The sequence below is a fragment of the Nocardia coffeae genome (genome assembly GCF_019890715.1).
In the GTDB taxonomy this organism is placed as follows: domain Bacteria; phylum Actinomycetota; class Actinomycetes; order Mycobacteriales; family Mycobacteriaceae; genus Nocardia; species Nocardia jiangxiensis.
In genome coordinates, this window is the sequence record NZ_JAINZY010000013.1 from 1 (window position 1) to 24,656 (window position 24,656).

Here is a 24,656-nt window from a genome sequence, read left to right on the forward strand (position 1 = left end):
TCCTTTGCGAGAAGGGGACCCAGTCTTGGGTCCCCTTCTCTGCGTTTGTAACCCTGTGCCCGTGGTCAGGGTGTCACCCCCACGTGATTCAATTTGGATTGTGCGGGTCGCTCCCGCAGGTCACACGTCAGTGCGTGCGCTGCGGCCGGGTACGAGCAGAAGTCGGAGAAAGGGACCACCGTGTCGGAGCAGAACGACGGTCGCAAACCGTTCCGCCGCAACGGCGGTGGCCAAGGGGCCGGTGGTGAGCGCCGCGACGAAGGTCGGTCGTACCCGCCACGCGAAGGGCGCGACGACGCCGGACGCGGTGAGGAACGTCGGTCCGGTGGCGGCTTCCGGCGCTCGGGTTCCGATCGCGGCGACTCCGGCCGTCCGGAGTCGAATCGCCCATACGAGCAGAACCGTGGTGGATTCCGGGATCGCACCGGCGGCTCCGGGCGCGGTGGTTCCGGTGACCGAGAAGGCGGCGAGCGCGGCGGTTTCCGCCGTGGCGGGTCGGATTCCGAGGACCGTGGTGGTTTCCGCCGGGGTGGTGCCGACCGTGGTGACCAGGGCGGTTTCCGCCGTGGCGGATCCGATCGCGGTGACCAGGGCGGTTTCCGGCGTAGTGGTTCGGACCGTGGTGATCAGGGTGGTTTCCGGCGTGGTGGTTCCGATCGTGGTGACGAGGGTGGTTTCCGGCGCGGATCGGATCGGGAGAACCGGGGCGATAGCGGCGGGTTCGGTCGGACCGGGGATCGGCGTGATTCCGGTCGGCCGAGCAGTGCGGGCCGTGACGACCGGAGGGACCGGGACCGTTCGGCGGGTGGATACCGCGGTGGTCCGGGGCGTGAGGACGCGCGTCGCCCTGATCGGCAGGGTGGGGGTCCGCGACGGGACGGCGATCGTCCCGGTAGTTACGACCGTGGCCAGGGACGAGGCGATCGCCGGGGACCTGCTCGCTCGTTCGAGGACGATCGTGGGCGCCCGGAGCCTCGGCGCGGTTCGGATCGGCCCCGAGGCGATGATCGCGGACGCGGCCAGGGCGGCGGTTTCCGGCGTGACGATGCCGATTTCCGTGGCGAGGGTGGTCGGCCGGGTGGCGACCGTGGTGCCGGTTCGGACCGTCGCCGTGGCGGGGAAGGGGCGCAATTCGGCGCCGTAGGACGCGGCGCCGATCGTCGTCCGCCGCGGCCCGAAGAGCCCGCGCTTCCCGAGGACGCGCAGGCATCGGATTTGGATTCGAGCGTTCGGCGCGATCTGCTGAGCCTCGACAAGGGCAATGCCGAGACCGTCGCGCGCCATCTGGTGATGGCCGCGCGTCTGATCGATGACGAACCGGAACTCGCGCTCGAACACGCCCGTGCCGCGCGGCAGCGCGCCGGGCGGATCGCGGTGGTCCGGGAGACCGCCGGTGTGATCGCCTATCACGCGGGTGAATGGGCCGAGGCGCTCTCGGAGCTGCGTACCGCGCGGCGGATGTCCGGCGGTGCCGGTCTGCTCGCGGTGATGGCCGACTGTGAACGCGGCCTGGGCCGTCCCGAACGGGCTATCGAACTCGGCCGGAGTGACGAGGCTCAGCAACTGACTGCGGACGAGGCCACCGAGCTGAGGATCGTCGTCGCCGGCGCTCGGATGGATCTGGGCCAGTACGACCAGGCCGTGGTCACCCTGCAAACGCCGGAACTGGACCCGGCGCGGGTCGGCCCGGCCTCGGCCCGGCTGTTCTACGCCTACGCCGAGGCACTGCTGGCTGCCGACCGTTCGGACGAGGCGCTGAAATGGTTCTTCAACGCCGCGGCCGCCGACGTCGAGGGCGATACCGACGCCGAGGAGCGCGCCGAGGAACTCGCCGCCGGATATGACGACGAGTTCGACGAGGGCGAGATCGTCCCGGGCGGCTTGGGCCGCGACAGCGACGACACCGGTCCCACGGACGCCGCCCCCGACGACGACAAGCGCTGACCTCACGGAGGTAGCGCTTGCTCGCCCCGTCTCCTCCGGCCGACGGGACGAGGCAGCTCCAATGTGCTTCGTCGCCGAGTCGTCTTCGGCCGATGGTGCGAGGTAGCTCGGACGTGCTTGGTCGCCGGGTTGCCTTGGGCTGATGGTCAGCTCGGATGTGGTTGGTCGCGGGGCGTGTCCGGCTGACTGGACGAGGCAACTCCTGTGCCAGCTCGCCTCGGCGAACAAGACAAGATGTTCCAATTGCCCAGTGCTGTCGTGTCTTCGGTGCCGGCGACGGCAGCGAAACCTATTCGGCGTACCTCTCGGCCAACGTCGCCAACTCGTCCAAGGCGCGGAGCGTGTCGGCTTCGGGGGCCGTGTCGAGTCTGAGAGTTACGCGTTGCGTGCCTGCCTCCGCATAGGCGTCCAATACTGCGAGGTCCGCCGGAGCCGGAGTGATCATGATCGGCAGACCGGTTGTGCGGAATTCGGCGAGTTGCTCGGTCACCGCCGCCGGGGTGTCGACGCCGTTGGGGATCCAGCCGACGCCGAGGCGCGTCGCGCGATCGCGCGCGGCAGCACCGCCGCCGATGAAGATGGGCGGATGGGGCCGTTGGACGGGTTTGGGCCACGCGTAGATCGGATCGAAATCGATGAATCTGCCGTGGAATTCGGCGGTTTCCTCGGTCCAGATCGCCTGGAGGGCAGCGAGCTGCTCGTCCAGCAGCGCACCACGTGTGCGGGGGTCGGTGCCGTGATCGGCCATTTCCTCGCGGTTCCAGCCGACACCGACGCCGAAGACGACGCGGCCACCGGAGAGCAAATCCAGGCCGGCCACCTCCTTGGCGGTGTGGATGATGTCGCGCTGGATCAGCAGGGTGACGCCGGTGCCCAGAATCAGTCGATCGGTCGCGGCCGCGATCGCGCCGAAGGCGACGAACGGATCGAGCGTGCGGTAGTAGTAGTGGCGGGGTAGCTCGCCGCCGGCCGGATAGGGCGTTTTCCGGCTTGCCGGGATATGTGAATGCTCGGCGAGGAACAGCGATTCGAATCCCCGCTCTTCGAGTGCCCGACCGAGTGCGGGACCGGCGATTCCTTCGTCGGTCAGAAAGGTGTTGACTCCGATCTTCATACGAAGGCCGAACCAGCGACCGCGCGCCGGTATTCCACGGAGTCCGGCGGTTCGTGCGAGTCGAGCCGGGCTCGGGCGGACCAAGTAGGCTCGGGCAGTCCGGGTAACGTCCCGGCGCGAGCGTATCGGTGGAGATGAAGGTGGTGCGGGCTGTCGTGACGAGGTTGCGGGATCGGTTCGAGGCTCTGCTGCTGGATCTGGACGGCACCCTGTATCGGGGGAATGAAGTGATTCCCGGTGCGCCCGAGGCGCTTTCGGGTGATCATTCGGCGCAGGCGCTGATGTATGTCACGAACAATGCGAGCCGGTCGGCGGGGGTGGTGGCCGCGCATCTGAGCGAACTCGGGTTCCTCGCCGATGCGGATCAGGTGGTGACCAGCGCCCAGGCGGCGGCGCATCTGCTGGCCGATCGGTTGCCGCCGGGGGCCAGTGTGCTGATCGTCGGTGCGGATGATCTGGCCGCGGAGGTCGAGCGGGTCGGGTTGCGCCCGATACGACGGTTCGGCGACGACGTGCCCGCCGCGGTCGTGCAGGGCTATTCGCCGCAGATCGCGTGGCCGGACCTGGCCGAGGCCGCTTATGCGGTGCGGGCCGGTGCCTTGTGGGTGGCCGCGAACACCGATGCGACATTGCCCACCGAACGCGGGCTGGCCCCAGGAAACGGTGCGATGGTCGCCGCACTGCGGACTGCCACCGATGCCGAGCCGATCGTCGCGGGTAAGCCGTACGCACCGCTGGTCGAGGATGCGCTCACCCGTGCGGGATCCCGCTCGGCCCTGATCGTCGGCGACCGCCTCGACACCGATATCGACGGCGCGCTGTGCGTGAACCTGGAATCCTTGCTCGTCCTGACCGGCGTCAGCACCCTCGCCGATCTCGGCGCGCGGTCCGCCGATCGGCTTCCGACCTACGTATCCGGCAGCCTGGATGCCCTGAATCATCCTGTGCTGCACGATGATCCGGTCCGGCACAGTGACGGTGACCTGGTGGAGCAGCTGTCCGATCGCCTGCACCGCCATCCCGGTAAGGCCATCCCGATCATCGGTTAGTGCCGCGTGCGGAAGTAGTCGGGTCGGCGCGCCGGTGCTACTCGTTTCGCCGGAGGTCGAGTTCACCGAGGGCGCGTACGACCATGCGGCCCGCGTTGCGGCGGGCGATGGCGGCGAGTTCGTGGACGGCGGTGGGGGTTTTCAACCACCATGCTTCGAACGGCCGGTAGTCGGCGGCGGGGGTCAGGCGGGCGGCGAGGTCCGGGCGTTGCAGGTGGAGGTAGCGGCGGGCGCGGGCGGCGTGCATGGGGGAGGAGACGATGGCGATCCGGTCGGCGTGCTCGATCAGCGGAATCGTGAATTCGATATTCTGCCAAGTACTTTCGGCCTCGGTCTCGGTGCGGATGGATTCGGCCGGGATACCCAGTCGCTCGTGCGCGTAGCGCGCCATCACCTCGGCTTCGACCCACGGGCCCTTGACCGCGCCGCCGGAGAACACGACGAGCGCACCGGGCGTCATCGAGCGGGCGGCGATCCGGCAACGCCACCGCTGCAGCGGGTGCGTGCTGCCGTCGGCGCGAGCGGGGAATCCCAGAACCACGAGAGCGTGGGTGCCGTGACCGGTATCGGGCCGCGTACCGAGATATCGGCGCGCGGCACGCCAGTGCATCCACTCGGATCCGCTGACGATCGCCGCCGCGATCGCGACGGCACACCCCAGAATTGCGCCCACTCCCTTGGTTCGCATGGGGTCATTGTGCCAACAAGCCGCGCCCTCGCGGCTCATCCCGGGAACGTCGCGCGGTGCGGAGGAAGTGGTCTCGGAGCGAACAGTGTGCGGTGACAGTGGATCAGACCGCGGCGGCCAAGTTCAGAGTGGAGGTGAGTCCTCCGTCGATCAGGATATCCGTGCCGGTCACGAACGCCGACAGGTCGCTCGCGAGGTAGAGGACCGCGTGGGCGATGTCCTGTGCGGTGCCCACTGTTCGCAGCGGAGTGCGGGCAGCTATGTGATGACGCTGGTTGTCGTCGGTGAGACTGTCCTGCGTCATCCCGGTCAGTATCATTCCGGGGCTCAGCGAGTTGACCCGGATGCCGTCCGGGCCGAGTTCGCCGGCGAGCTGCCTGGACAGCGACAGAACCGCCCCTTTCGTGGCCGTATAGGCGGGAAATGCGAGCCCCACATGCCCCATCATCGAGGACATCTGGATCACGCTGCCGGGGCGATTCATGCGCGGAACGGCGGATTTGAGCACGTTGAAATACCCGGTCAAGTTCACTGACAGCACCCGGTCCCAGTCGTGGCCGTCGGTGGTGGCGAGTGTGTCCGGCGCCATGATTCCGGCCGAATTGACGACGATGTCGAGGCTCTCGCCGCTCAATACGTTCTCGACGCCGAAATGGTCCGAGACATCGACGAGGGCGACGTCGAATTTCACGTTCGACACCTCCGCAGCGCTGGTCTTCGTTTCCGATAGGCCATCGCCGTCGATATCGAGAGCCAGGACCGACGCACCGGCTTTCGCCAGTATTACGGCGGCTGCCTGTCCGATACCCGACCCGGCTCCGGTCACCAGTGCGCGACGACCGTTCAGGCTGATCATGTCGACGAGGGATTCGTGGACCATCGCTGGACTCCGTTCCGCTGTGTGGCCACAGATTAACACAATCCCTTGTTTTAACAAGGCCTTGTGTCAAGGGGGCCTATCTACTGCTCTGGTCGGAGCAGATCGCGGCTCCGGGCGAGCAGTGTGCGCAGCGCATCATGGTTCTTCTCGCCGAGAACGCCGCGGATCCGTTCATCGGTGGCGCGTTCCTGCTCGAAGGCTCGTTCGGCCATGGTCCGGCCTTCGGCGGTGAGGTGCAGGCCGACGCCTCGGCCCGGTTTCAGCCGCCGTTCGATCAGTCCCATCCGCTCCAGGCGGCCGACGATCTGGCTGATGGCCTGCTGACTTCTCGGCGTTCGCCGGGATATCTCCGCGACGGTGATGTCGGGGTCGGCGTAGACGGTCATGAGCATCCCGCTCGATGCGGTACTGATCGGCAGGTCGGCGAGCGCGGCCTCGCCCAGCAGCTCGACGTATGCCGAAACCTCCCAGAGAAGGTCACTCAGCATTGCGTCGCCGGTCCCCGGAGCAGGCAGGGGAGTGGCTGCGGTCTCGTCCTCGCCGATCATGTGTGGACGGTACCTCCGGTCCTGCCCGGTCGTGCGCGCTCGACCCCGAACCCCGCCTGATACTCGTCGAATCGTGTCTCCGGTAGCGTTGTCGGCACCATGACTACGTCGCATACGCCCGTGCCCAACGGGCCTCGGCCGGGAGTGCCGCTGCCCGGTCAGCATCTGCAGGGCGCCGATCCTGCGGGGTTCGCCGATCCGGCGTCCGTGCGTGCGCAGATCGACGAGCTGATGTCCGAACTGCGGGCCGGATCGCGTGAGACCGATACCGGCGGTGCGGAATCGGCGAGTGCGGGAGCCGAGATCACCCGTCGCGCCCGCATTCTGGAGCAGGCGCACGATGTGCTGGTCCAGGCTCTGACGACGGTGGACAAGATCTGAGGTGGCCAAGCGCGCTCGGGTGGACGCGGAACTGGTTCGCCGTGGTTTGGCACGCTCGCGAGAGCATGCGGTCGAGCTGATCGGTGCGGGCCGGGTATTGATCAACGGTTCGGTCGCCTCGAAACCGGCGACGGCCGTCGAGGCGGGTACACCGCTGCTGGTGCGGGAGGAACCGGACGAGGTGCGGTGGGCCTCGCGCGGTGCGCACAAACTGCTGGGTGCGCTCGAGGCGTTCGAGCCGCACGGCCTGACCGTCTCCGGTCGCCGATGCCTCGACGCGGGTGCGTCGACCGGGGGATTCACCGATGTGCTGCTGACGCGGGGTGCGCGCGAGGTGGTCGCGGTGGACGTCGGCTACGGCCAGTTGGTGTGGCGGTTGCAGACCGACGAGCGGGTGCGGGTGGTCGACCGGACGAATGTCCGCGCGCTCACCCCGGACGCGATCGGTGGGCCGGTCGAGATGGTCGTCGCGGACCTGTCGTTCATTTCGCTGGGGCTCGTCCTGCCCGCGCTGGCGCAGTGCTGTCTGCCCGGTGCGGACCTGCTGCCGATGGTCAAGCCGCAGTTCGAGGTCGGAAAGGACCGAGTAGGCTCCGGCGGTGTGGTGCGGGACCCTGCGTTGCGTGCCGAATCGGTGCGCGAGGTGGCCGCGGCGGCCGCCGCTCTCGGTCTGCGCACCCGCGGGGTGGTGGCGAGCCCACTGCCCGGACCGTCCGGCAATGTCGAGTACTTCCTGTGGCTGCGCCGGGAGGATGACGATGCAGAGGTGGATGTGACTGCGCTGGTACAGCGCGCGGTGGAGGAGGGCCCACAGTGAACCGGGAGATTCTGCTGGTCGCCCATCCCGGCCGTCCCGAACTCACCGAGACCGCGCATCGGGTGGCGAAGATCTTCTCCGATGCGGGTATCGGTCTGCGCGTACTCGCGGACGAGGCGTACAGCACCAAACTCGATTGCGACCAGAGCGCCGAACCCGACGGATATCCGGTGCGGGCGGTCCCGCACGGACCCGATGCCGCGGTGGGGTGCGAGATGGTGCTCGCCCTCGGCGGGGACGGCACGTTCCTGCGTGCCGCGGAGATGGCGCGTCCGGCGCGGGTGCCGGTGCTGGGAATCAATCTGGGCCGCATCGGATTTCTCACCGAGGCCGAGGCCGAGCACATCGACGAGGCGCTGGCGCAGGTGGTGCGCGGGGATTACCGCCTCGAGCAGCGGATGACGATAGATGTCAGTGTCCGCGTGGATGATGTGGTGGTGGAACGGGGCTGGGCACTCAACGAGGCCAGTATCGAGAACGCCGTCCGGATGGGCGTGCTGGAACTGGTGCTGGAGGTCGACGGGCGTCCGGTCTCGCAATTCGGGTGTGACGGGGTGCTCATCGCGACCCCGACCGGATCCACGGCCTACGCCTTCTCCGCGGGTGGTCCGGTGGTGTGGCCGGAACTCGAAGCGTTGCTGGTGATTCCGAGCAATGCGCACGCGTTGTTCGCCCGACCGCTGGTGACCAGCCCGGATTCGCGGATCGCGGTGGAAACCGTTGCGACAGGGCATGATGCGGTGGTATTCCTGGACGGCCGCCGCACCCTGGCGCTGCCGCGCGGTGCGCGTTTCGAGGCGGTCCGCGGGGACGAGCCGGTGCGGTGGGTGCGGCTGGATTCCGCGCCGTTCACCGATCGGATGGTGCGCAAATTCCAGTTGCCGGTGACAGGATGGCGAGGCCGTCGGCCGGAGCGCACCCGCTCGGGCGATAGCGAACACCGCCGAACGGAGAGCACGAGTGCTGACAGAGATACGGATTGACGGTCTCGGCGTCATATCCACCGCCACAGCGCAATTCCATGCGGGGTTGACCTGTCTGACCGGTGAGACCGGCGCGGGCAAGACGATGGTGGTGACCAGCCTGCACCTGCTGGGTGGCGCGCGCGCCGATGCCGGACGGGTGCGCCGGGGCGCGCCGCGTGCGGTGGTGGAGGGCCGGTTCACCATCGAGGAGGTGCACGACGCCGCTCGCGACGAGGTCGAGAAGGTTCTGGAATCGACCGGGGCGCAACGAGATGACGACGGCAGCATCATCGCGGTACGTACTGTCGGCAGCGACGGGCGTTCGCGCGCGCATCTGGGCGGGCGCAGTGTGCCGGCTGCAGTGCTGGGGGATTTCACCGCGCCGCTGTTGACGGTGCACGGCCAGAACGATCAGCTGCGGTTGCAGCGGCCCGATCAGCAATTGCAGGCATTGGACCAGTTCGCGGGTGATTCGGTCGCCACTCTGCTGCGCAAATACCGCCTGGCCCGGCGCACCTGGTTGCAGACCCGCGGCGAGCTGCTCGAACGCACCGCGCGCAGCCGCGAACTCGCCCTCGAAGCCGATCGGCTGAAGCATTCGCTCGACGAAATCGACGCTCTGGCACCGGAATCCGGCGAGGACGAGCGCATCGTCGCGGAGGTGCGGCGGCTGTCGGATCTGGATTCGCTGCGCGAGGCGGCGACCGGGGCGCACGATGCGCTGGCCGGCCCGGCCGATGCGCCCGGCGAGGGTTCGGGTGCGCTGGAGTTGCTGGGTGCGGCCCGCTCACGGCTGGAGTCCGCACAGGATCCGGCGCTGAGTGATCTGGCTCCGCGCCTGGGCGACGCGATCTCGGTCGTGGTGGATCTGACCACCGAGCTCAGCGGTTACCTGTCCGATCTGCCCTCGGATCCCAACGCGCTGGATTCGCTGCTCAACCGGCAGGCCGAATTGAAAACGCTGACAAGGAAATACGCGCCCGATATCGACGGCGTGCTGGCCTGGGCCACGGATGCGCGCGGGCGGCTGGATTCGCTGGACGTGTCCGAGGAGGCGTTGACCGCGTTGGCCGCGGAGGTCGAAGCCGCCGCCGATGACGTGCGCGAGGCCGCCCGCAAGCTCACCGCCGCGCGCACCAAGTCGGCCAAGAAGCTGGCCGCCGCGGTGAGCACCGAACTGGGCGGGTTGGCGATGGGCCGCGCGAAACTCGAGGTGCAGGTGCGGCCGATGCCCGCCGGTGCGCAGGATTCCGCGCCGCTCACGGTGGGCGGCAAGGAATTACATGCCGGATCCAGCGGTGTGGACGAGGCCGAGTTCCGGTTGTCGGCGCATTCGGGGGCGCAGTCGCTGCCGTTGAGCCGCAGTGCCTCCGGTGGTGAGCTGTCCCGGGTGATGCTGGCACTGGAAGTGGTGCTGGCCCGGTCCGAACACGGCAGCACGATGGTTTTCGACGAGGTCGACGCCGGTGTCGGCGGGCGGGCCGCGGTGGAGATCGGCCGCCGGTTGGCCCGGCTGGCGCGCACCCATCAGGTGATCGTGGTGACCCATCTCCCGCAGGTCGCCGCCTTCGCCGACACCCATCTGGTGGTGGACAAGGTCGACGACGGCAAGGGCGTCAACAGCGGCGTGCGCACCCTGACCGACGACGAACGCGTCAAGGAACTCGCCCGCATGCTGGCCGGTCTCGACGACACCGAGACCGGCCGAGCTCACGCGGAGGAACTCCTCGCAACAGCCAACGCCGAGAAGGACACCGCCACCTCAGCAGCCAGCTGACGCGCCGTTACTTCACTGCTTTGCGGGCCGCGGACAGGAACGGGTTGATCAGGCCGCGTAGGGCGAGTTCGGTGATGCGGTCGGGGACGGGGAGTTTCGGTTCGGAATCCATGCGGTAGGAGACCAAGGTGCCGCCGGGGGCGTCGGCGAAGGTGATGATGCCGACGTGGCGGCGGACGGGGGCGCCGGCGACGATCTTGTATTCCATGCGTTCGCCGGGAACCAACAGGGTGGTCTCCTCGGTGACGCCCACGCCGCCGCGGCCGACGACGAATTGCGCGCCCACGCCGGTGCGTTCGGTGTCGCCAGGCTTCTTCAGGGTGAATCGGACGGGCAGATAGCCGTTGAGGCTGTCGCGTTCGGTGAAGAGTTTGTAGACGACGTCGCGGGGAGCGGAAATCACCGTGTCGATCGTGGTGCTGGTCATGGGCGGAATCTCCTTGGGATTCTGGACGGGCGCGGCAGCGCGGCGAATTTTCTGTGACACCGAGTCTCAGCAATGCGTCGCGAGGACAGCATATCCGCACCGGATCTTCCGGGCGTGCGAAGTGTCATTGGCGTCGCGGTAACGAATGTGATAGTGAATGCGGCGCGCCTCCACCAATGGTTGAGAGTTTGCGGTCAGTATCGGTTGCCATGAAGATGCTGGCGCTGTTGTCGAAGAACAACGAAATGCTGCCGGGCCGCACGGGTCTGGCACGCGTCGACCGCAACACCCGGCGTCTGCTCAAACGAGTGGGACCCGGCGATGTCGTGGTGCTCGACGAGATGGACCTGGATCGGCTCACCGCCGACCGGCTCGTCGAGGCGGGAGTGGCGGCGGTGATCAACGCCTCGCCGTCGATCTCCGGGCGCTATCCGAATCTCGGACCGGAGGTGCTGGTCGCCAACGGAATCGTGCTGCTGGACGCGGTATCCAACGACGTCTTCGCCAAGATCAAGGACGGCGCGAAGGTGCGCATCGATGGTGCCGTCGTCTACGCCGACCGGCTCACCAGGAAGGAACCCGAGGTCCTGGTCGAGGGGATCGAGCTCACCGAATCCAGCATCGGCGAACGGATGATCGCCGCGCGCAACGGCCTGGCCGATCATCTGGAGGCGTTCTCGGGCAACACGATCGAATTCATCCGCACCGAGAGTGCGCTGCTGATCGACGGTTTCGGCGTTCCGGAGCTGGATCTGGACATGCGCAACCGGCACGTCGTGGTGGTGGCCGACGGTCCGGACCATCGCGACGACCTGCGGGCGCTCAAGCCTTTCATCAAGGAGTACGCGCCGATTCTGGTCGGTGTGGGCCGGGGCGCGGATACGCTGGCGCGCTGTGGTTACCGGCCCGATCTGATCGTCGGCGATCCGGAGGAGATCACCGCCACCACACTCAAATCCGGCGCCGAGGTGATCCTGCCCGCTGACACCGACGGGCACGCCAAGGGCCTGGACCGCATTCAGGACCTGGGCATCGGCGCGACCACGTTCCCGTCCTCGGGATCGGCCCCGGACCTGGCCTTGCTGCTGGCCGATCATCACGGCGCGGCGCTGATCATCACCTGTGGTGCGGCCGCGTCGCTGGACGACTTCTTCGATCGCAGCCGCCGTGAATCCAATCCGGCGACCTTCCTGACCCGGCTCAAGACCGGTCCGAAACTGATGGACGCCAAGGCCGTGGCCACGCTCTACGGCCATCGCACCTCGGGCTGGGCGGTGGCGCTGGTGGTGCTGGCCGCGCTGGTCGCGCTGATCGTGGCGGTGCTCGCCTCGCATCTGGGCGGCGAGGCGCTGGACTGGGCCGCGGCGGTGTGGCATCAGGCCCGCGGCGTGGGACACGACCTATCGAATTTGTTGAATCGGCAACACTGAAGGGGAACAGGTGATTTCGCTACGCCAGCACGCCATCTCGATTGCGGGGATCTTCCTCGCGCTGGCGATCGGGGTGGTGTTCGGTTCACATTCGGGGGTGCTGACCGCGCTGCGCCCGGATCACGAACTGCAGTCCAAGGTCGACACGTTGACCACGCAACATGCCCGGCTCAGCGGTGAACTCGCCGCCTCCGACGCCTTTCTGGCCGGAGCGCAGGGGCGGCTGCTCGGTGGCACTCTAGGCGGACACAGCGTCCTGCTGTTCACCACGCCCGATGCCGACCACGGCGACGTCGAGGCCGTCGGCAAGGCACTGCGCGCCGCGGGTGCGGCGGTGACCGGCACGATCGCATTGACGAATCCGTTCGTCGACTCGGGTCAGGGTGATCGGCTGCGCACCGCGGTGACGAATATGATTCCCGCCGGTGCGCAGCTGCAGACCGACTCGGTCGATCAGGGCAGCCTCGCCGGTGATCTGCTCGGGCTGGCACTGCTCACCGATCCCGCCGACGGGCATCAGCGCGCGACTCCCCAGGAGCGTTCGCTGATCCTGAACACCCTGCGCAGTGGGGGCTTCCTCACCTTCGGTGATGTTCAGCCCGCGCAACTGGCCGTCGTGGTGACCGGGGACGGCGCGCAGGCCGCGCAGGACGATCGAGGCTCGATCATCGCGAAATTCGCGGGCGGGTTGCGGGGACGCGATGCGGGGACCGTACTGGCGGGCCGGGCCGGATCCGCTGACGGCGCGGGCCCGATCGCGGTGGTGCGCACGGACGGACGGCTGGCCGGTTCGGTGACGACGGTCGACAATGTGGATCACGAAATCGGCCGGGTCACAACAGCTCTCGGATTGAGCGAACAGCTGAAGGGGCTCACCGGCCGGTACGGCACCGGCGCCAAGGCGAGTTCGCTGACCGTCGGGGCGCTGCCGTAGCCGGGGCCTCGGCCGGTGCTCGTGATCACATCACGGCGTTGCGGGCACATTCGCAGCAGCGGGCGGCGCGCGACACCCGGATGCTGTTCGCGCGGCCCGCGGTGGTGTGACATCGGGGAGAACCCCCGGCCAGCCACTGTTCGGCTACTGCGCGTTGCATTCGATTGACGGGGGTTTTTCGTGTTAATGTGAAGACCCGTGGGTCAATCACGGATTCCGTCGCGAACGGCTACCAAACACATCTTCGTCAGTGGTGGCGTCGCCTCCTCACTCGGTAAGGGCCTGACGGCTTCCAGCCTCGGCCAGTTGCTCACCTCGCGCGGCCTGCGGGTGACGATGCAGAAACTCGATCCGTATCTCAACGTCGATCCCGGCACCATGAATCCGTTCCAGCACGGCGAGGTGTTCGTGACCGAGGACGGCGCCGAGACCGACCTCGACGTCGGCCACTACGAGCGTTTCCTGGACCGGAATCTGACCCAGTACGCGAATGTCACTACCGGACAGGTGTATTCGTCGGTCATCGCCAAGGAGCGGCGTGGTGAGTACCTCGGTGACACCGTGCAGGTCATTCCGCACATCACCGACGAGATCAAGTCCCGCATCCTGGCGATGAGCGCCCCGGACCACGAGGGCAACACCCCCGACGTGGTGATCACCGAGATCGGCGGCACCGTCGGCGATATCGAATCCCAGCCGTTCCTCGAGGCGGCCCGGCAGATCCGGCACGAGGTGGGCCGGGACCACTGCTTCTTCCTGCACGTCACGCTGGTGCCCTATCTGGCGCCCTCGGGCGAGCTCAAGACCAAGCCGACCCAGCACTCGGTTGCCGCGCTGCGCAATATCGGTATCCAGCCCGATGCGCTGGTCCTGCGGTGCGACCGTGAGGTCCCGCAGGGGCTGAAGAACAAGATCGCGCTGATGTGCGACGTCGAGGTGGAGGCGTGCATCTCGACCCCGGATGCGCCGTCGATCTACGACATCCCGCGGGTGCTGCACCGCGAGGGCCTGGACGCCTATGTGGTGCGTCGGCTGGGCCTGCCGTTCCGGGACGTGGACTGGACGGTGTGGGGCGATCTGCTCGAACGGGTGCACAACCCGCGTGAGCAGGTGACCGTCGCGCTGGTGGGCAAATACGTGGATCTGCCCGACGCCTATCTGTCGGTCACCGAGGCGCTGCGTGCGGGTGGATTCGCCCGCAAGGCGAAGGTGAACATCCGCTGGGTGCAGTCCGACGAGTGCGAGACTCCCGCGGGTGCGCAGGCGCATCTGGGCGATGTGGACGCGGTGCTGATCCCGGGCGGATTCGGCATCCGCGGTATCGAGGGCAAGGTCGGCGCGATCCGCTACGCGCGCACCCGCGGTATTCCGTTGCTCGGATTGTGTCTGGGCCTGCAGTGCGTGGTGATCGAGGCCGCACGCGCGGTTGGGCTCGAGGACGCCAATTCCGCCGAGTTCGAGCCGGAGACGTCGCATCCGGTGATCTCCACGATGGCCGATCAGGAGCAGGCGGTCGCCGGTGAGGCCGATCTGGGCGGCACCATGCGGCTGGGCGCGTATCCCGCGATCCTGGAACAGGGGTCGGTCGTGGCGCAGGCGTACGGCCAGGCCGAGGTCTCCGAGCGGCACCGGCACCGCTACGAGGTGAACAACGCCTACCGCGCCAAGATCGCCGAAGGGGGATTGCGGTTCAGCGGCACCTCCCCGGACGGGCATCTGGTCGAATTCGTCGAGCTGCCCGGCGACAAGCACCCGTTCTTCGTGGCCACCCAGGCCCATCCCGAGCTCAAGAGCCGCCCGACGCGGCCGCATCCGCTGTTCGCCGCGCTGATCGCGGCGGCGCTGAAATACAAAGCGGCCGAACGTCTTCCGGTCGAGATCGAGGGCGACGCGGAACTCGACGGAGCAGAGAGCGTGTCTCGATGAGCGAGCTCGGCGCACCGGGGACCCACGATTTCCGGACGGTGTCGAGTCGCATCGTGTATTCCGGGGCGATCCTGGCGTTGCGGCTCGATCAGGTCGAAATGCCGGGCGGGCGGGTCGCCGAACGCGAGGTGATCGAACATCACGGCGCCGTCGCGGTCGCCGCGCTGGACGAGAACGGTGATCTGGTGCTGATCAACCAGTACCGGCATCCGATCGGCCGCCGCCTGCTGGAGCTGCCGGCGGGTCTGCTCGACGAACCGGGCGAGGATCCGCTCGCTGCGGCCCGGCGGGAACTGGCCGAGGAGACCGGCCTGGCCGCGCGCACCTGGTCGGTGCTGGTCGATGTGGCGTTGTCGCCGGGATTCACCGACGAGTCGCTGCGGGTGTATCTGGCCACCGACCTGTACCGGACCGATCGGCCCGAACCCGAGTTGGAGGAGGCCGACCTGCAGCTGGTGCGGATGTCCGTCGAGGACGCCGTGCGCGCCGCGCTGGCCGGTGAGATCGTCAACGCGACCGCCGTGGCGGGCGTGCTGGCGCTGTCCACTGCTCGGTCGTCGGGAATCGAGCTGCGTCCTGCCGATGCGCCGTGGCCCGGGATGCCGACCAGGTTCCTCGACCGGAAGTCCGCCGCCGCTACCGACTGACCGCTCGCCGCCAGTGAGAGCTGTTGGTCGGTTCGTCACGGGTGAGAGCTGCTGGTAGGCCCGCCACTGGTGAGCTGCTGATCGGTCCGGCACCGGGTGAGAACGGGTGACCGGTCCACCGCCGGTCGTCGCCGATCGCACGCTCGCAGCGGGTCCTGGCCGACCGCGCCTGCCGCCGGTGCGTGCGTTTCGGGCGAGGATGATGTCGGACCCTGCTGCAATGATGTGGACGTGTTGCAGCGCGAGATCGATGCGTACCTCGACCATCTGGCGGTCGAGCGCGGGGCCGCGCGCAACACGCTCAGTGCGTACCGGCGTGACCTGGGACGATACCGGGAATTCCTGACCAACAGGGGGATTGCCGGCCTGGGCGAGGTGACCGAGAGCGATATCGGCGATTTCACGGTGTCGCTGCGGGCGGGTGCACACGGGTATCCGCCGTTGGCGGCCAGCTCCGCGGCGCGCGGGCTGGTGGCCGTGCGCGGACTGCATCGCTTCGCCGCTGCCGAGGGCATCACCGCCGGTGATGTCGCCCACGCGGTCAAACCGCCCACGCCCGCCCGACGTCTGCCCAAAGCCCTTCCCTATGACCAGGTTTCGCGGCTGCTGGAGGCGGCGGGCGGTTCCGGTGCGGCCGACGGCGGCCCGCGCGGACTGCGCGATCGGGCATTGCTCGAGCTGCTGTACTCGACCGGCGCGCGCATCTCCGAGGCGATCGATCTGGACGTGGACGATATCGATGCCGACGCCCGTGCGGTCGTCCTGCGCGGCAAGGGCGGTAAACAACGCATCGTCCCGATCGGCCGCCCCGCCCTGGAGGCTCTGGAGGCCTACCTGGTGCGCGGCCGCCCCGCACTCACCATGCGCGGCACCGGAAATCCCGCCCTGTTCTGCAATGCCCGCGGCGGCAGACTGTCCCGCCAGAGCGCCTGGCAGGTCCTCCAGGACGCCGCCGACCGAGCAGCCATCGGCGCCGCGGTCTCCCCGCACACCCTGCGCCACTCCTTCGCCACCCACCTGCTCGACGGCGGCGCAGACGTCCGCGTCGTCCAGGAACTACTGGGCCACGCCTCGGTCACCACCACCCAGATCTACACCCTGGTCACCGTCAACACCCTCCACGAAGTCTGGGCCACCGCCCACCCCCGCGCACGATAACCGCCCCCTGGGAACCACACCTCGCCCGGGACTATCCACATGCGCTCATGAATTCCCGGCCGGCCCCCATCTCCGCACATGGTGACCACAACCCCGAAACCGCAGCTCGCACCGGATTACCCGCACGCTGCCCGAATTCCGTGCAGCAGCCATGTCCCCCACGCTGAACACAATCCTGGAACACCAGCACGCGCCGGATCATCCGCAGACTGCTTGAATTCGGGCCAGCAGCAAATCTCCGGGCACGATTACTGCAACCCGGAAATCGCAGCTCATCGCCTATAGCTCGCATTCGATTACCCGAATCGGTTGTCGCAACCCGCCCCCTCTGCAACAGTGGGACTCTCGATCGAGGCGTCCACCCACGGTGTCGTCCCGAGTGCGGCCAACCCCGCACAGCACATGGGCAACTTCATAGCCACCGCAGCCAACCTCGGCGGCCCGCAAACCACCTGCCGCCACAGGCTTCTCGACGATGCCGACTTGCGTCGGCTCACCATTGCAACAACCGATTTCGCAAGAACATCCGCAACTCGGCGGGCACGCGTAAAAGTGATCGGCTCCAACCAAGGCTCGAGGCGGGGGTCTCTGCCCGGCTCATCGGCCCGGCGGAAGCCTCGGAGAGGCGGACGTATCAACTGATTTCGCAAGAACACGGGTAACTCCCCGGGCACACCCGAAAGGTGATCGGCTCCCAACCGCCGCCCCGAGGGCACAGGTGTCCGCCCTGCTCAACGGCACGCGAACGCCTCGGAGAAGCGGACGTACCAACTGATTTCGCAAGAACATGGGTAACTCCCCGGGCACGTCCGAAGGGTGATCGGCTCTCAACCGCCGGCCCGAAGCTCGAGTCTTGGACAGCCAACGACACGCCGAAGACGCGGGGAGGCGGAGCAGCGAGGCGGGGGAGACACGCGGAAGTCCCGGAGAGGCGGAAAGGCGGTGTTGTGCTACGAGGCGGTAGCGTCTATGGAAGTGCTTAACGCGGCACACCCTGATGAAGATCGGCCCCGCAGCGCTGGGTGGGGCAATGCAGGACTTGTAAGGAGCAGCGGATATGACGACAGCCGGTGCGGGAGAACCGCATAGGAGAGCTGCGACAGACCCGCTTTCATACAACCGATCAGGATCGCGGATAGAGCATGCGGCCCGAACATTATGGGAGGCGAAGGATATCGTGGCGGACGGCACGGAAGTGGGACCGACGGGACGCCCGTTGCGCGACATACCGGAACCGCCGCCGGTGTCCCGCCACGGAGACGCGCTGGTCATCGCGATGTGCAACCAGAAGGGGGGCGTCGGCAAGACGACCTCGACGATCAATCTCGGCGCCGCGCTGGCCGAATACGGTCGCAAGGTGTTGCTGGTGGATCTGGATCCGCAGGGGGCGCTGTCCGCGGGTCTGGGCGTCGCGCACCACGATCTGGATCAGACCGTGCACAATCTGCTGATTGGCGGCCGGACCGGGGTCGACGACGTACTGATGTCCACCAAGGTCGACGGGATGGATCTGCTGCCCAGCAACATCGACCTGTCCGCCGCCGAGATCCAGCTGGTCAACGAGGTCGGCCGGGAGCAGACCTTGGGCCGGGCGCTGGCCCCGTTGACCGAGCGATACGACTACGTCCTCATCGACTGCCAGCCGTCGCTGGGTCTGCTCACCGTCAACGCGCTGGCCTGCGCCGATGGCGTGGTCATTCCGATGGAGTGCGAATACTTCTCGCTGCGTGGCCTGGCCCTGCTCACCGACACCGTGGACAAGGTGCGGGACCGGCTGAACCAGCGGTTGAGCCTGTACGGCATCGTAGTGACCATGTTCGATGCACGATTGCTGCACTCGCGGCAGGTGATGGCCCGAGTGGTGGAGGTCTTCGGGGATCTGGTGTACGACACCGTGATCAATCGGACCGTGCGATTCCCGGACGCGAGTGTGGCCGGTGAACCGATCACCACATGGGCGCCGAAATCCGGTGGCGCGGAAGCGTATCGGGCGATGGCACGGGAAGTCATTCACCGGTCGGGCCGGTGACCGCGGAAGCCACTGTTACGGATCCACCCGCTCCCGCTCAGGCGAACCCCGAAGACGCCGGGGCCGCCGACAATCCGGACAGAACGAACGTCTTCCATCTGCGCCTGAGCAATTTCGAGGGTCCCTTCGATCTGCTCCTGCAGCTGATCAGCCAGCGGCGGCTCGATGTCACCGAGGTCGCGCTGCACAAGGTCACCGACGAATTCATCGCGTACACCAAGGCGTTGACCTCGACGCTGAATCAGGATCGCACCCTGCGCGCGGACAAGATTCTCGATCTGACCACCGAGTTCCTCGTCGTGGCCGCCACTTTGCTGGATCTGAAGGCGGCGCGGTTGCTGCCCTCGGGGGAGGTCACCGACGCCGACGATCTGGAGCTGCTCGAGGCGCGCGACCTGCTGTTCGCGCGGCTGTTGCAGTATCGGGCGTTCAAGCAGGTCGCCGAGTTGCTGGGGGAGTTGGAAGCGGCGGCGCTGCGGCGTTATCCGCGGGCGGTGTCGCTGGAGGATCGCTACCTGCAACTCCTGCCGGAGGTTACGCTGGGGGTCGACGCCGCCGGTTTCGCCGATATCGCCGCGGCGGCGTTCCGGCCACGTCCGGTGCCGAGGGTGGGTCTGGACCATCTGCACGCCCACGCGATCTCGGTCGCCGAGCAGGCCGCGATGGTGCTGGAGATGTTGCGTGCACGCGGAGCGGGCAATTGGACCACGTTCCACGAGATCTGTGTCGACTGCGAGCTGCCGGTGCAGATCGTCGCGAGATTCCTGGCGCTGTTGGAGCTGTACCGGGGCAAGACGATCGAATTCGACCAGCCCGATCCGCTGGGGCCCCTGGCGGTCAGCTGGATCGGCGATGCGGACGATGCGCAGGCGGCGCAAGCGGTGACTATCGAAGAGGATTACGGGTGACGGTGACAGCGGGTACCGATGCGGCCGAGGGCGGCGATGCTCGTGCGGCCGAGGACGACGGCGCGGTCGAGGAACAGTTCGGCGCGCAGTCGCTCGGCGAGGACGAGTTCCGCTCGGCGCTCGAGGCGATGCTGTTGGTCGCGGACGCACCGGCATCGGTCGAACTGCTCGCCTCGGCCGTCGGCGACAGTGAGAAACGCGTCACGCAGGCGTTGCGGGAGATGTCGGCCGAGCTGACCGCCCGCAGTAGCGGTATCGACCTGAGATACGCCGGTGACGGCTGGCGTTACTACACGCGGACCGAATACGCGCCGTATGTGGAACGCATGCTGTTGGACGGTGCGCGGTCCAAACTGACCCGTGCCGCTTTGGAAACTCTGGCCGTCATCGCCTATCGTCAACCGGTTACGCGAGCACGGGTCAGCGCCGTGCGCGGGGTGAATGTCGACGGTGTGATTCGGACTCTGGTCGCCCGCGGGCTCATCGCCGAGTCGGGGACCGATACCGATACCAACGGCACCCTGTACGTCACGACCGAACTGTTCCTGGAACGGATCGGACTCGCGTCGCTGGCGGATCTCCCGCCGCTGGCGCCCCTGCTGCCGGGCGTCGACCTGATCGATGAGATCAACGAGAGTCTGGACACCGACCCCCGGTACACCAGGCTGAAGAAACCCGCCGAGTCGGATATCGACCTCGGCGCCGAGGATTGACAGGACAAAGTGAACACACCCGCTCGCCGAGATGGCACACCGGATCGTGACAGAGACAATCAACCGCCGCGCGGCCGGGCTCCCCGCGGTCGCGCGGGTGGCGCAGCCGACCGCGGGGGATATTCCAGGGGGGATCGTTCGGACCGCGGCGGCTCCTCGTCGGAGCGCGGGTCCGGACGCGGCGGCTATTCGCAGGATCGCGGGAGCAGCCGTGGCGGCTATTCGCAGGATCGCGGCGCCGGACGTGGGGGCTACTCGCAGGATCGTGGGTCGAGCCGCGGCGGCTATTCGGAGGACCGTGGCGGTCGCGGCGGCTATTCCTCGGAGCGGGGCTCCGGGCGGGGTGGTTATTCGCAGGACCGTGACAGTCGTGGCGGTTATTCGCAGGACCGTGGTCGTGGCGGCTATTCCTCGGATCGCGGTGCCGGGCGGGGTGGTTATTCGCAGGACCGTGACAGTCGCGGGGGTTATTCGCAGGACCGTGGTCGTGGCGGCTATTCCTCGGATCGCGGTGCCGGGCGGGGTGGTCGTTCGCAGGACCGTGATAGTCGCGGGGGTTATTCGCAGGATCGCGGAGGACGTGGCGGCTACGGCGGTGGTCGTGGTTCCGCACCGGACCGCACCGGTGGCGGCTACTCCCAGGATCGCGGGCGCGGCAGCTCTTCGCAGGGACGTCCGACCGGGAGCCGAGGCGGTTCCCAGGGCCAGCGCGGGGGCTTCGCGGGGCGCGGGCGCGCGCCGGAGGCACTGCCGGGGCGCGGTGAGGGGCGTTCGATCGCCGGGCGCAACACCGCCGGCCGGATCGGCGGCGCGCGTCCGCTGACGCCGCAGCCCGCACCCAACCGCAAGCCGAAACCCGCGCCGCAGCGCAAGCAGCCCACCGTGCTCAGCTTCGCCAAGCCCGCCCGGCATCAGAACGTCGAGGCGGAGGAGCAGCAGGGTCCGAAGAAGCTGCCCTGGGGCGAGGGAGAGCGGCTGCAGAAGGTGCTCGCCAAGGCGGGCGTCGCCTCCCGCCGGGTCGCGGAGGAACTCATCGAGCAGGGCCGCATCGAGGTCGACGGCGTGATCGTGCGGGAACAGGGTCTGCGCATCGATCCCGATACCGCCGTGGTCCGGGTCGACGGCGTGCGGATCGTGGTGCGCGACGAACAGATCTATCTGGCGCTGAACAAGCCCAAGGGCTTCCAGTCCACGATGTCCGACGAGTTCAACCGGCCGTGCGTCGGCGATATCGTCGCCGAACGGGTCATGGCCGGACAGCGGCTGTTCCACGTCGGGCGGCTCGACGCCGACACCGAGGGACTGCTGCTGCTCACCAACGACGGCGATCTCGCGCACCGGCTGATGCACCCCTCCTTCGAGGTGTCCAAGACGTACCTGGCGACCGTGGACGGCGAGGTACAGCGCGATGTCGGCAAGCGCCTGCGCAAGGGCGTCGAACTCGACGACGGCCCGGCCACGGTCGACGAGTTCCAGGTGCTCGAGGTCGGTGAGGGCCGATCGCTGGTGAAAGTCGTTCTGCACGAAGGTCGCAAGCACATCGTGCGGCGGCTGCTGGACGCGATCGGCCATCCGGTGACCGCGCTGGTGCGCACACGGATCGGCCCGGTCGCGCTCGGTGACCAACGTCCCGGCACGCTGCGGGTGCTCGGACGCGACGAAATCGGCAAGCTCTACGAGGCGGTGGACCTGTGAACGGTGTGAAGATGTCGATCGATATCGAGATTCCCGAACGCATGTCGGGTTCTGATTCGCTGGTCATCGCGATGGACGGCCCCTCGGGGACCGGCAAATCGAGTGTGTCCAGGCTGCTGGCCACCCGGCTGGGCGCTCGGTATCTCGACACCGGTGCGATGTACCGGGTCGCGACGCTGCACGCGCTGCGCAACGACGTCGATCTGACCGATCCCGCGGCGATCGCGGTGGCGGTGAAGGATCTGCCACTGGGAATCGGCACCGATCCGAGCCACGAGGTCATCGAACTCGACGACGTGGACGTGTCGGGGGAGATCCGCGGCGATGCGGTCACCAAGGCGGTCTCCGCGGTGTCGGCGGTGAGCGAAGTGCGTGAGCAGCTCGTCGCGTTGCAGCGCGAGATCGCCGCTGCGGCAGGACGAATCGTGGTCGAGGGCCGCGATATCGGCACTGTCGTGCTGCCCGGTGCGGACGCCAAGATCTATCTGACCGCATCGGCCCCGGCCCGCGCGTACCGGCGCAATCAGCAGAACATCGCCGAGGGCCGCGGCGACGACTACGAGGCCGTGCTGGCCGATGTGCAGCGCCGGGACACCCTGGACTCCACCCGTGCGGTGTCCCCGCTGCGCCCGGCTTCGGACGCGGTCATCGTGGACACCAGCGAGCTGACCCGCGAGCAGGTCATCGATGAGTTGTTCCAGGTTGTGGCGCAACAGATCTCGTCAGGAGGAGGGCGATGACCCTGCCGGACACCGGTGCTGTCGGCTACGCCGCCGACGGTGTGTGGACCGACGAAGCCGATTGGCAGATCGCCGATCTCGAGGGTGACGTCGAGGGGCACGAGCATGTCCCGATGCCGACCGTGGCCGTGGTCGGCCGCCCGAACGTCGGCAAATCGACTCTGGTGAACCGCATCCTGGGTCGTCGCGAGGCCGTGGTGGAGGACGTTCCGGGTGTTACTCGCGACCGCGTCTCCTACGAGGCGTCCTGGGCGGGTCGGCGATTCCTGGTGCAGGACACCGGAGGCTGGGAACCCGATGCCAAGGGGCTGCAGCAGTCGGTGGCGCGTCAGGCCGAACTGGCGATGCGGACCGCCGACGCGATCCTGCTCGTGGTCGACGTGACCACCGGCGCGACCGCCACCGACGAGGCGGCGGTCCGGGTGTTGCGCCGCTCGAAGACGCCCGTCGTGCTGGTCGTGAACAAGGTCGACGGCGAGAAGCTCGAGGCGGAGGCGGCCTCGCTGTGGTCGCTGGGACTCGGTGAGCCGCATATGGTCAGCGCCGCGCACGGTCGCGGCACCGGTGATCTGCTGGACGTGGTGCTCGAGGCGTTGCCCGAGACGCCGCGCGAGGATGTCGCCGCGCCCGGTTCCGGGCCCCGTCGTGTCGCGCTGGTCGGCAAGCCGAATGTCGGCAAGTCCAGTCTGCTGAACAAGTTGTCCGGCGACGAGCGTTCGGTGGTGCACGACGTGGCGGGCACGACCGTGGACCCGGTCGATTCGCTGGTCGAATTGGGCGGTAAGCCTTGGCGTTTCGTCGATACCGCGGGTTTGCGCCGCAAGGTGTCCAATGCCAGCGGCACCGAGTTCTACGCTTCGCTGCGCACGAAGTCGGCGATCGAGGCCGCGGAGGTGGCGGTCATGCTGATCGACGCCTCGCAACCGATCACCGAGCAGGATCTGCGGGTGATCAGCATGGTCGCCGAGACCGGGCGGGCGCTGGTGCTGGCGTACAACAAGTGGGATCTGGTCGACGAGGATCGCCGCGAGCAGCTCGAACGCGAGATCGACCGGGAAATGGTGCAGGTGCCGTGGGCACAGCGGGTCAACATCTCCGCGCACACCGGTCGCGCGGTGCAGAAACTCGTTCCCGCCATGGAGACCGCCCTCGAGTCCTGGGACAAGCGCATCCCGACCGGTCGCTTGAACACCTGGCTCAAGGAAGTCGTCGCGGCCACCCCGCCGCCGATGCGCGGCGGACGGCTGCCGCGCGTGCTGTTCGTCACTCAGGCGACCACGCGCCCGCCGACGTTCGTGCTGTTCACCACCGGATTCCTGGAGGCCGGGTACCGCCGGTTCCTGGAGCGCCGACTGCGTGAGGAATTCGGTTTCGACGGTTCTCCGGTGCGGGTCTCGGTGCGCGTCCGCGAGAAGCGCGACCGCCGGAAGAAGTAGATTCCACCTCCGGTGGGCCGGGACCCGGCCCACCGGAGGTTCTGATCTCCGCACTCCGCGGAGGAATCCACACACTTTTCACCCGCTGCTTCGGTAGTTGAGGCATTGGAACATGTCCGGTTTGGAACATGTTCGTACTCAACTATGCGCATTGATACATGTGAGTTCGGAATTTTCGGTCGGCGCGATCCGGTTGATCGTGCGGGCACAAGCGCCCCGAAGAGGGGAGGGGTGCGGGGATGGCCGGTTTCCCGGACAGGCCGGGTGGCGGCGAGGTACCTTCAATCCGCTTGTTGCACAGTCGAATAAGGGATTGATATGTGGAGTATTGCGGTCATTGCCGTGGTCAGCGCGGTGGTTATCGGTTTCGCGTTCGTGAAGTCGTTCCCGGCGAAGTGAATACGCCGGGGGGATCGTCGGCCTGATCGTGGATGCGGGGGATTCGGCTGG

21 protein-coding genes and 1 pseudogene are annotated in these 24,656 nt (G+C 67.7%); 17 read left to right on the forward strand and 5 right to left on the reverse strand.

Going from position 1 to position 24,656, the window contains the following annotated elements:
* Nucleotides 1-912: 912 nt before the first annotated feature.
* A pseudogene (locus tag K7711_RS35225) lies at nt 913-1,833 on the forward strand (hypothetical protein); the annotation flags it as partial.
* A 400-nt stretch (nt 1,834-2,233) separates the two neighbouring features.
* Here K7711_RS35225 and K7711_RS35230 read toward each other — a convergent pair.
* Nucleotides 2,234-3,058, reverse strand: coding sequence for an LLM class F420-dependent oxidoreductase (locus tag K7711_RS35230; RefSeq protein ID WP_222975112.1), 825 nt, complete (start codon nt 3,056-3,058; stop codon nt 2,234-2,236).
* Nucleotides 3,059-3,213: 155 nt separating this feature from the next.
* On the opposite strand from K7711_RS35230, the gene K7711_RS35235 reads away from it, so the two are divergent.
* Entirely contained in the window at nt 3,214-4,107 is an 894-nt protein-coding gene (locus K7711_RS35235) for an HAD-IIA family hydrolase (protein ID WP_222975114.1), read from the forward strand.
* A gap of 37 nt (nt 4,108-4,144) precedes the next feature.
* Here the strand turns inward: K7711_RS35235 and K7711_RS35240 are convergent, their stop codons facing one another.
* From K7711_RS35240 to K7711_RS35250, 3 genes are all read right to left on the reverse strand, one after another.
* Complete coding sequence (locus tag K7711_RS35240; protein ID WP_222975116.1) at nt 4,145-4,795, reverse strand: YdcF family protein; 651 nt, start codon at nt 4,793-4,795, stop codon at nt 4,145-4,147.
* Between the two features lie 103 nt (nt 4,796-4,898).
* Nucleotides 4,899-5,675, reverse strand: a complete 777-nt coding sequence (locus K7711_RS35245) for an SDR family NAD(P)-dependent oxidoreductase (protein ID WP_222975118.1) — start codon at nt 5,673-5,675, stop codon at nt 4,899-4,901.
* Nucleotides 5,676-5,755: 80 nt separating this feature from the next.
* Nucleotides 5,756-6,223, reverse strand: a complete 468-nt coding sequence (locus K7711_RS35250) for a MarR family winged helix-turn-helix transcriptional regulator (protein WP_222975120.1) — start codon at nt 6,221-6,223, stop codon at nt 5,756-5,758.
* A gap of 99 nt (nt 6,224-6,322) precedes the next feature.
* On the opposite strand from K7711_RS35250, the gene K7711_RS35255 reads away from it, so the two are divergent.
* The 4 genes from K7711_RS35255 to recN are packed head-to-tail and all read left to right on the forward strand — an operon-like array spanning nt 6,323 to nt 10,163.
* Nucleotides 6,323-6,604, forward strand: a complete 282-nt coding sequence (locus K7711_RS35255; protein ID WP_222975122.1) for a hypothetical protein — start codon at nt 6,323-6,325, stop codon at nt 6,602-6,604.
* Nucleotide 6,605: 1 nt separating this feature from the next.
* Entirely contained in the window at nt 6,606-7,421 is an 816-nt protein-coding gene (locus K7711_RS35260) for a TlyA family RNA methyltransferase (protein WP_222975123.1), read from the forward strand.
* Nucleotides 7,418-8,404 carry an NAD kinase gene (locus tag K7711_RS35265; RefSeq protein WP_222975125.1) on the forward strand — a complete coding sequence of 329 codons (987 nt, stop codon included), beginning with the start codon at nt 7,418-7,420 and terminating at the stop codon, nt 8,402-8,404. The genes K7711_RS35260 and K7711_RS35265 overlap by 4 nt, the downstream gene beginning before the upstream one ends.
* Nucleotides 8,382-10,163 carry a DNA repair protein RecN gene (gene recN, locus K7711_RS35270; protein ID WP_222975127.1) on the forward strand — a complete coding sequence of 594 codons (1,782 nt, stop codon included), beginning with the start codon at nt 8,382-8,384 and terminating at the stop codon, nt 10,161-10,163. Before K7711_RS35265 ends, recN begins: the two co-directional genes overlap by 23 nt.
* A 7-nt stretch (nt 10,164-10,170) precedes the next feature.
* Here the strand turns inward: recN and K7711_RS35275 are convergent, their stop codons facing one another.
* Complete coding sequence (locus K7711_RS35275) at nt 10,171-10,590, reverse strand: SRPBCC family protein (RefSeq protein WP_222975129.1); 420 nt, start codon at nt 10,588-10,590, stop codon at nt 10,171-10,173.
* 209 nt (nt 10,591-10,799) lie between these two features.
* Between K7711_RS35275 and steA the strand changes: the two genes are divergently transcribed.
* The 11 genes from steA (at nt 10,800) to der (ending at nt 24,206) form a co-directional block, all read left to right on the forward strand.
* Entirely contained in the window at nt 10,800-12,020 is a 1,221-nt protein-coding gene (gene steA / locus K7711_RS35280; protein ID WP_222975131.1) for a putative cytokinetic ring protein SteA, read from the forward strand.
* A gap of 10 nt (nt 12,021-12,030) precedes the next feature.
* Nucleotides 12,031-12,954, forward strand: a complete 924-nt coding sequence (locus tag K7711_RS35285) for a copper transporter (RefSeq protein WP_222975134.1) — start codon at nt 12,031-12,033, stop codon at nt 12,952-12,954.
* A 198-nt stretch (nt 12,955-13,152) separates the two neighbouring features.
* The gene (pyrG, locus tag K7711_RS35290; RefSeq protein ID WP_222975136.1) at nt 13,153-14,880 is read left to right on the forward strand and encodes a CTP synthase; all 1,728 of its coding nucleotides are present in this window, start codon (nt 13,153-13,155) and stop codon (nt 14,878-14,880) included.
* A complete protein-coding gene (locus tag K7711_RS35295) occupies nt 14,877-15,527 on the forward strand; it encodes an NUDIX domain-containing protein (protein WP_222975138.1) in 651 nt (216 codons plus the stop codon). The genes pyrG and K7711_RS35295 overlap by 4 nt, the downstream gene beginning before the upstream one ends.
* Nucleotides 15,528-15,758: 231 nt before the next feature.
* On the forward strand, nt 15,759-16,685 hold the full coding sequence (gene xerD, locus K7711_RS35300; protein ID WP_222975140.1) for a site-specific tyrosine recombinase XerD: 927 nt from the start codon (nt 15,759-15,761) through the stop codon (nt 16,683-16,685).
* Nucleotides 16,686-17,862: 1,177 nt separating this feature from the next.
* The gene (locus K7711_RS35305; RefSeq protein ID WP_308015098.1) at nt 17,863-18,714 is read left to right on the forward strand and encodes a ParA family protein; all 852 of its coding nucleotides are present in this window, start codon (nt 17,863-17,865) and stop codon (nt 18,712-18,714) included.
* Nucleotides 18,715-18,812: 98 nt separating this feature from the next.
* Entirely contained in the window at nt 18,813-19,622 is an 810-nt protein-coding gene (locus K7711_RS35310; protein WP_235748312.1) for a segregation and condensation protein A, read from the forward strand.
* Complete coding sequence (gene scpB, locus K7711_RS35315; RefSeq protein WP_222975146.1) at nt 19,619-20,335, forward strand: SMC-Scp complex subunit ScpB; 717 nt, start codon at nt 19,619-19,621, stop codon at nt 20,333-20,335. Before K7711_RS35310 ends, scpB begins: the two co-directional genes overlap by 4 nt.
* A 9-nt stretch (nt 20,336-20,344) precedes the next feature.
* Nucleotides 20,345-22,030, forward strand: coding sequence for a pseudouridine synthase (locus K7711_RS49090; RefSeq protein WP_222975148.1), 1,686 nt, complete (start codon nt 20,345-20,347; stop codon nt 22,028-22,030).
* Between the two features lie 11 nt (nt 22,031-22,041).
* Complete coding sequence (gene cmk, locus K7711_RS35325) at nt 22,042-22,770, forward strand: (d)CMP kinase (protein ID WP_235748291.1); 729 nt, start codon at nt 22,042-22,044, stop codon at nt 22,768-22,770.
* Nucleotides 22,767-24,206: a ribosome biogenesis GTPase Der gene (gene der / locus K7711_RS35330; RefSeq protein ID WP_222975149.1), complete on the forward strand. Its 1,440-nt coding sequence runs from the start codon at nt 22,767-22,769 to the stop codon at nt 24,204-24,206. The genes cmk and der overlap by 4 nt, the downstream gene beginning before the upstream one ends.
* The last annotated feature ends 450 nt before the right edge of the window (nt 24,207-24,656 follow it).

What these genes read in the sequence shown, in the direction of transcription:
- K7711_RS35230 (WP_222975112.1), bottom strand. Translation starts at nt 3,058, where the DNA reads ATGAAGATCGGAGTCAACACCTTTCTGACCGACGAAGGAATCGCCGGT.
- K7711_RS35240 (WP_222975116.1), bottom strand. Translation starts at nt 4,795, where the DNA reads ATGCGAACCAAGGGAGTGGGCGCAATTCTGGGGTGTGCCGTCGCGATC.
- K7711_RS35245 (WP_222975118.1), bottom strand. Translation starts at nt 5,675, where the DNA reads ATGGTCCACGAATCCCTCGTCGACATGATCAGCCTGAACGGTCGTCGC.
- K7711_RS35250 (WP_222975120.1), bottom strand. Translation starts at nt 6,223, where the DNA reads ATGATCGGCGAGGACGAGACCGCAGCCACTCCCCTGCCTGCTCCGGGG.
- K7711_RS35255 (WP_222975122.1), top strand. Translation starts at nt 6,323, where the DNA reads ATGACTACGTCGCATACGCCCGTGCCCAACGGGCCTCGGCCGGGAGTG.
- K7711_RS35275 (WP_222975129.1), bottom strand. Translation starts at nt 10,590, where the DNA reads ATGACCAGCACCACGATCGACACGGTGATTTCCGCTCCCCGCGACGTC.
- steA (WP_222975131.1), top strand. Translation starts at nt 10,800, where the DNA reads ATGAAGATGCTGGCGCTGTTGTCGAAGAACAACGAAATGCTGCCGGGC.
- K7711_RS35295 (WP_222975138.1), top strand. Translation starts at nt 14,877, where the DNA reads ATGAGCGAGCTCGGCGCACCGGGGACCCACGATTTCCGGACGGTGTCG.
- cmk (WP_235748291.1), top strand. Translation starts at nt 22,042, where the DNA reads ATGTCGATCGATATCGAGATTCCCGAACGCATGTCGGGTTCTGATTCG.
- der (WP_222975149.1), top strand. Translation starts at nt 22,767, where the DNA reads ATGACCCTGCCGGACACCGGTGCTGTCGGCTACGCCGCCGACGGTGTG.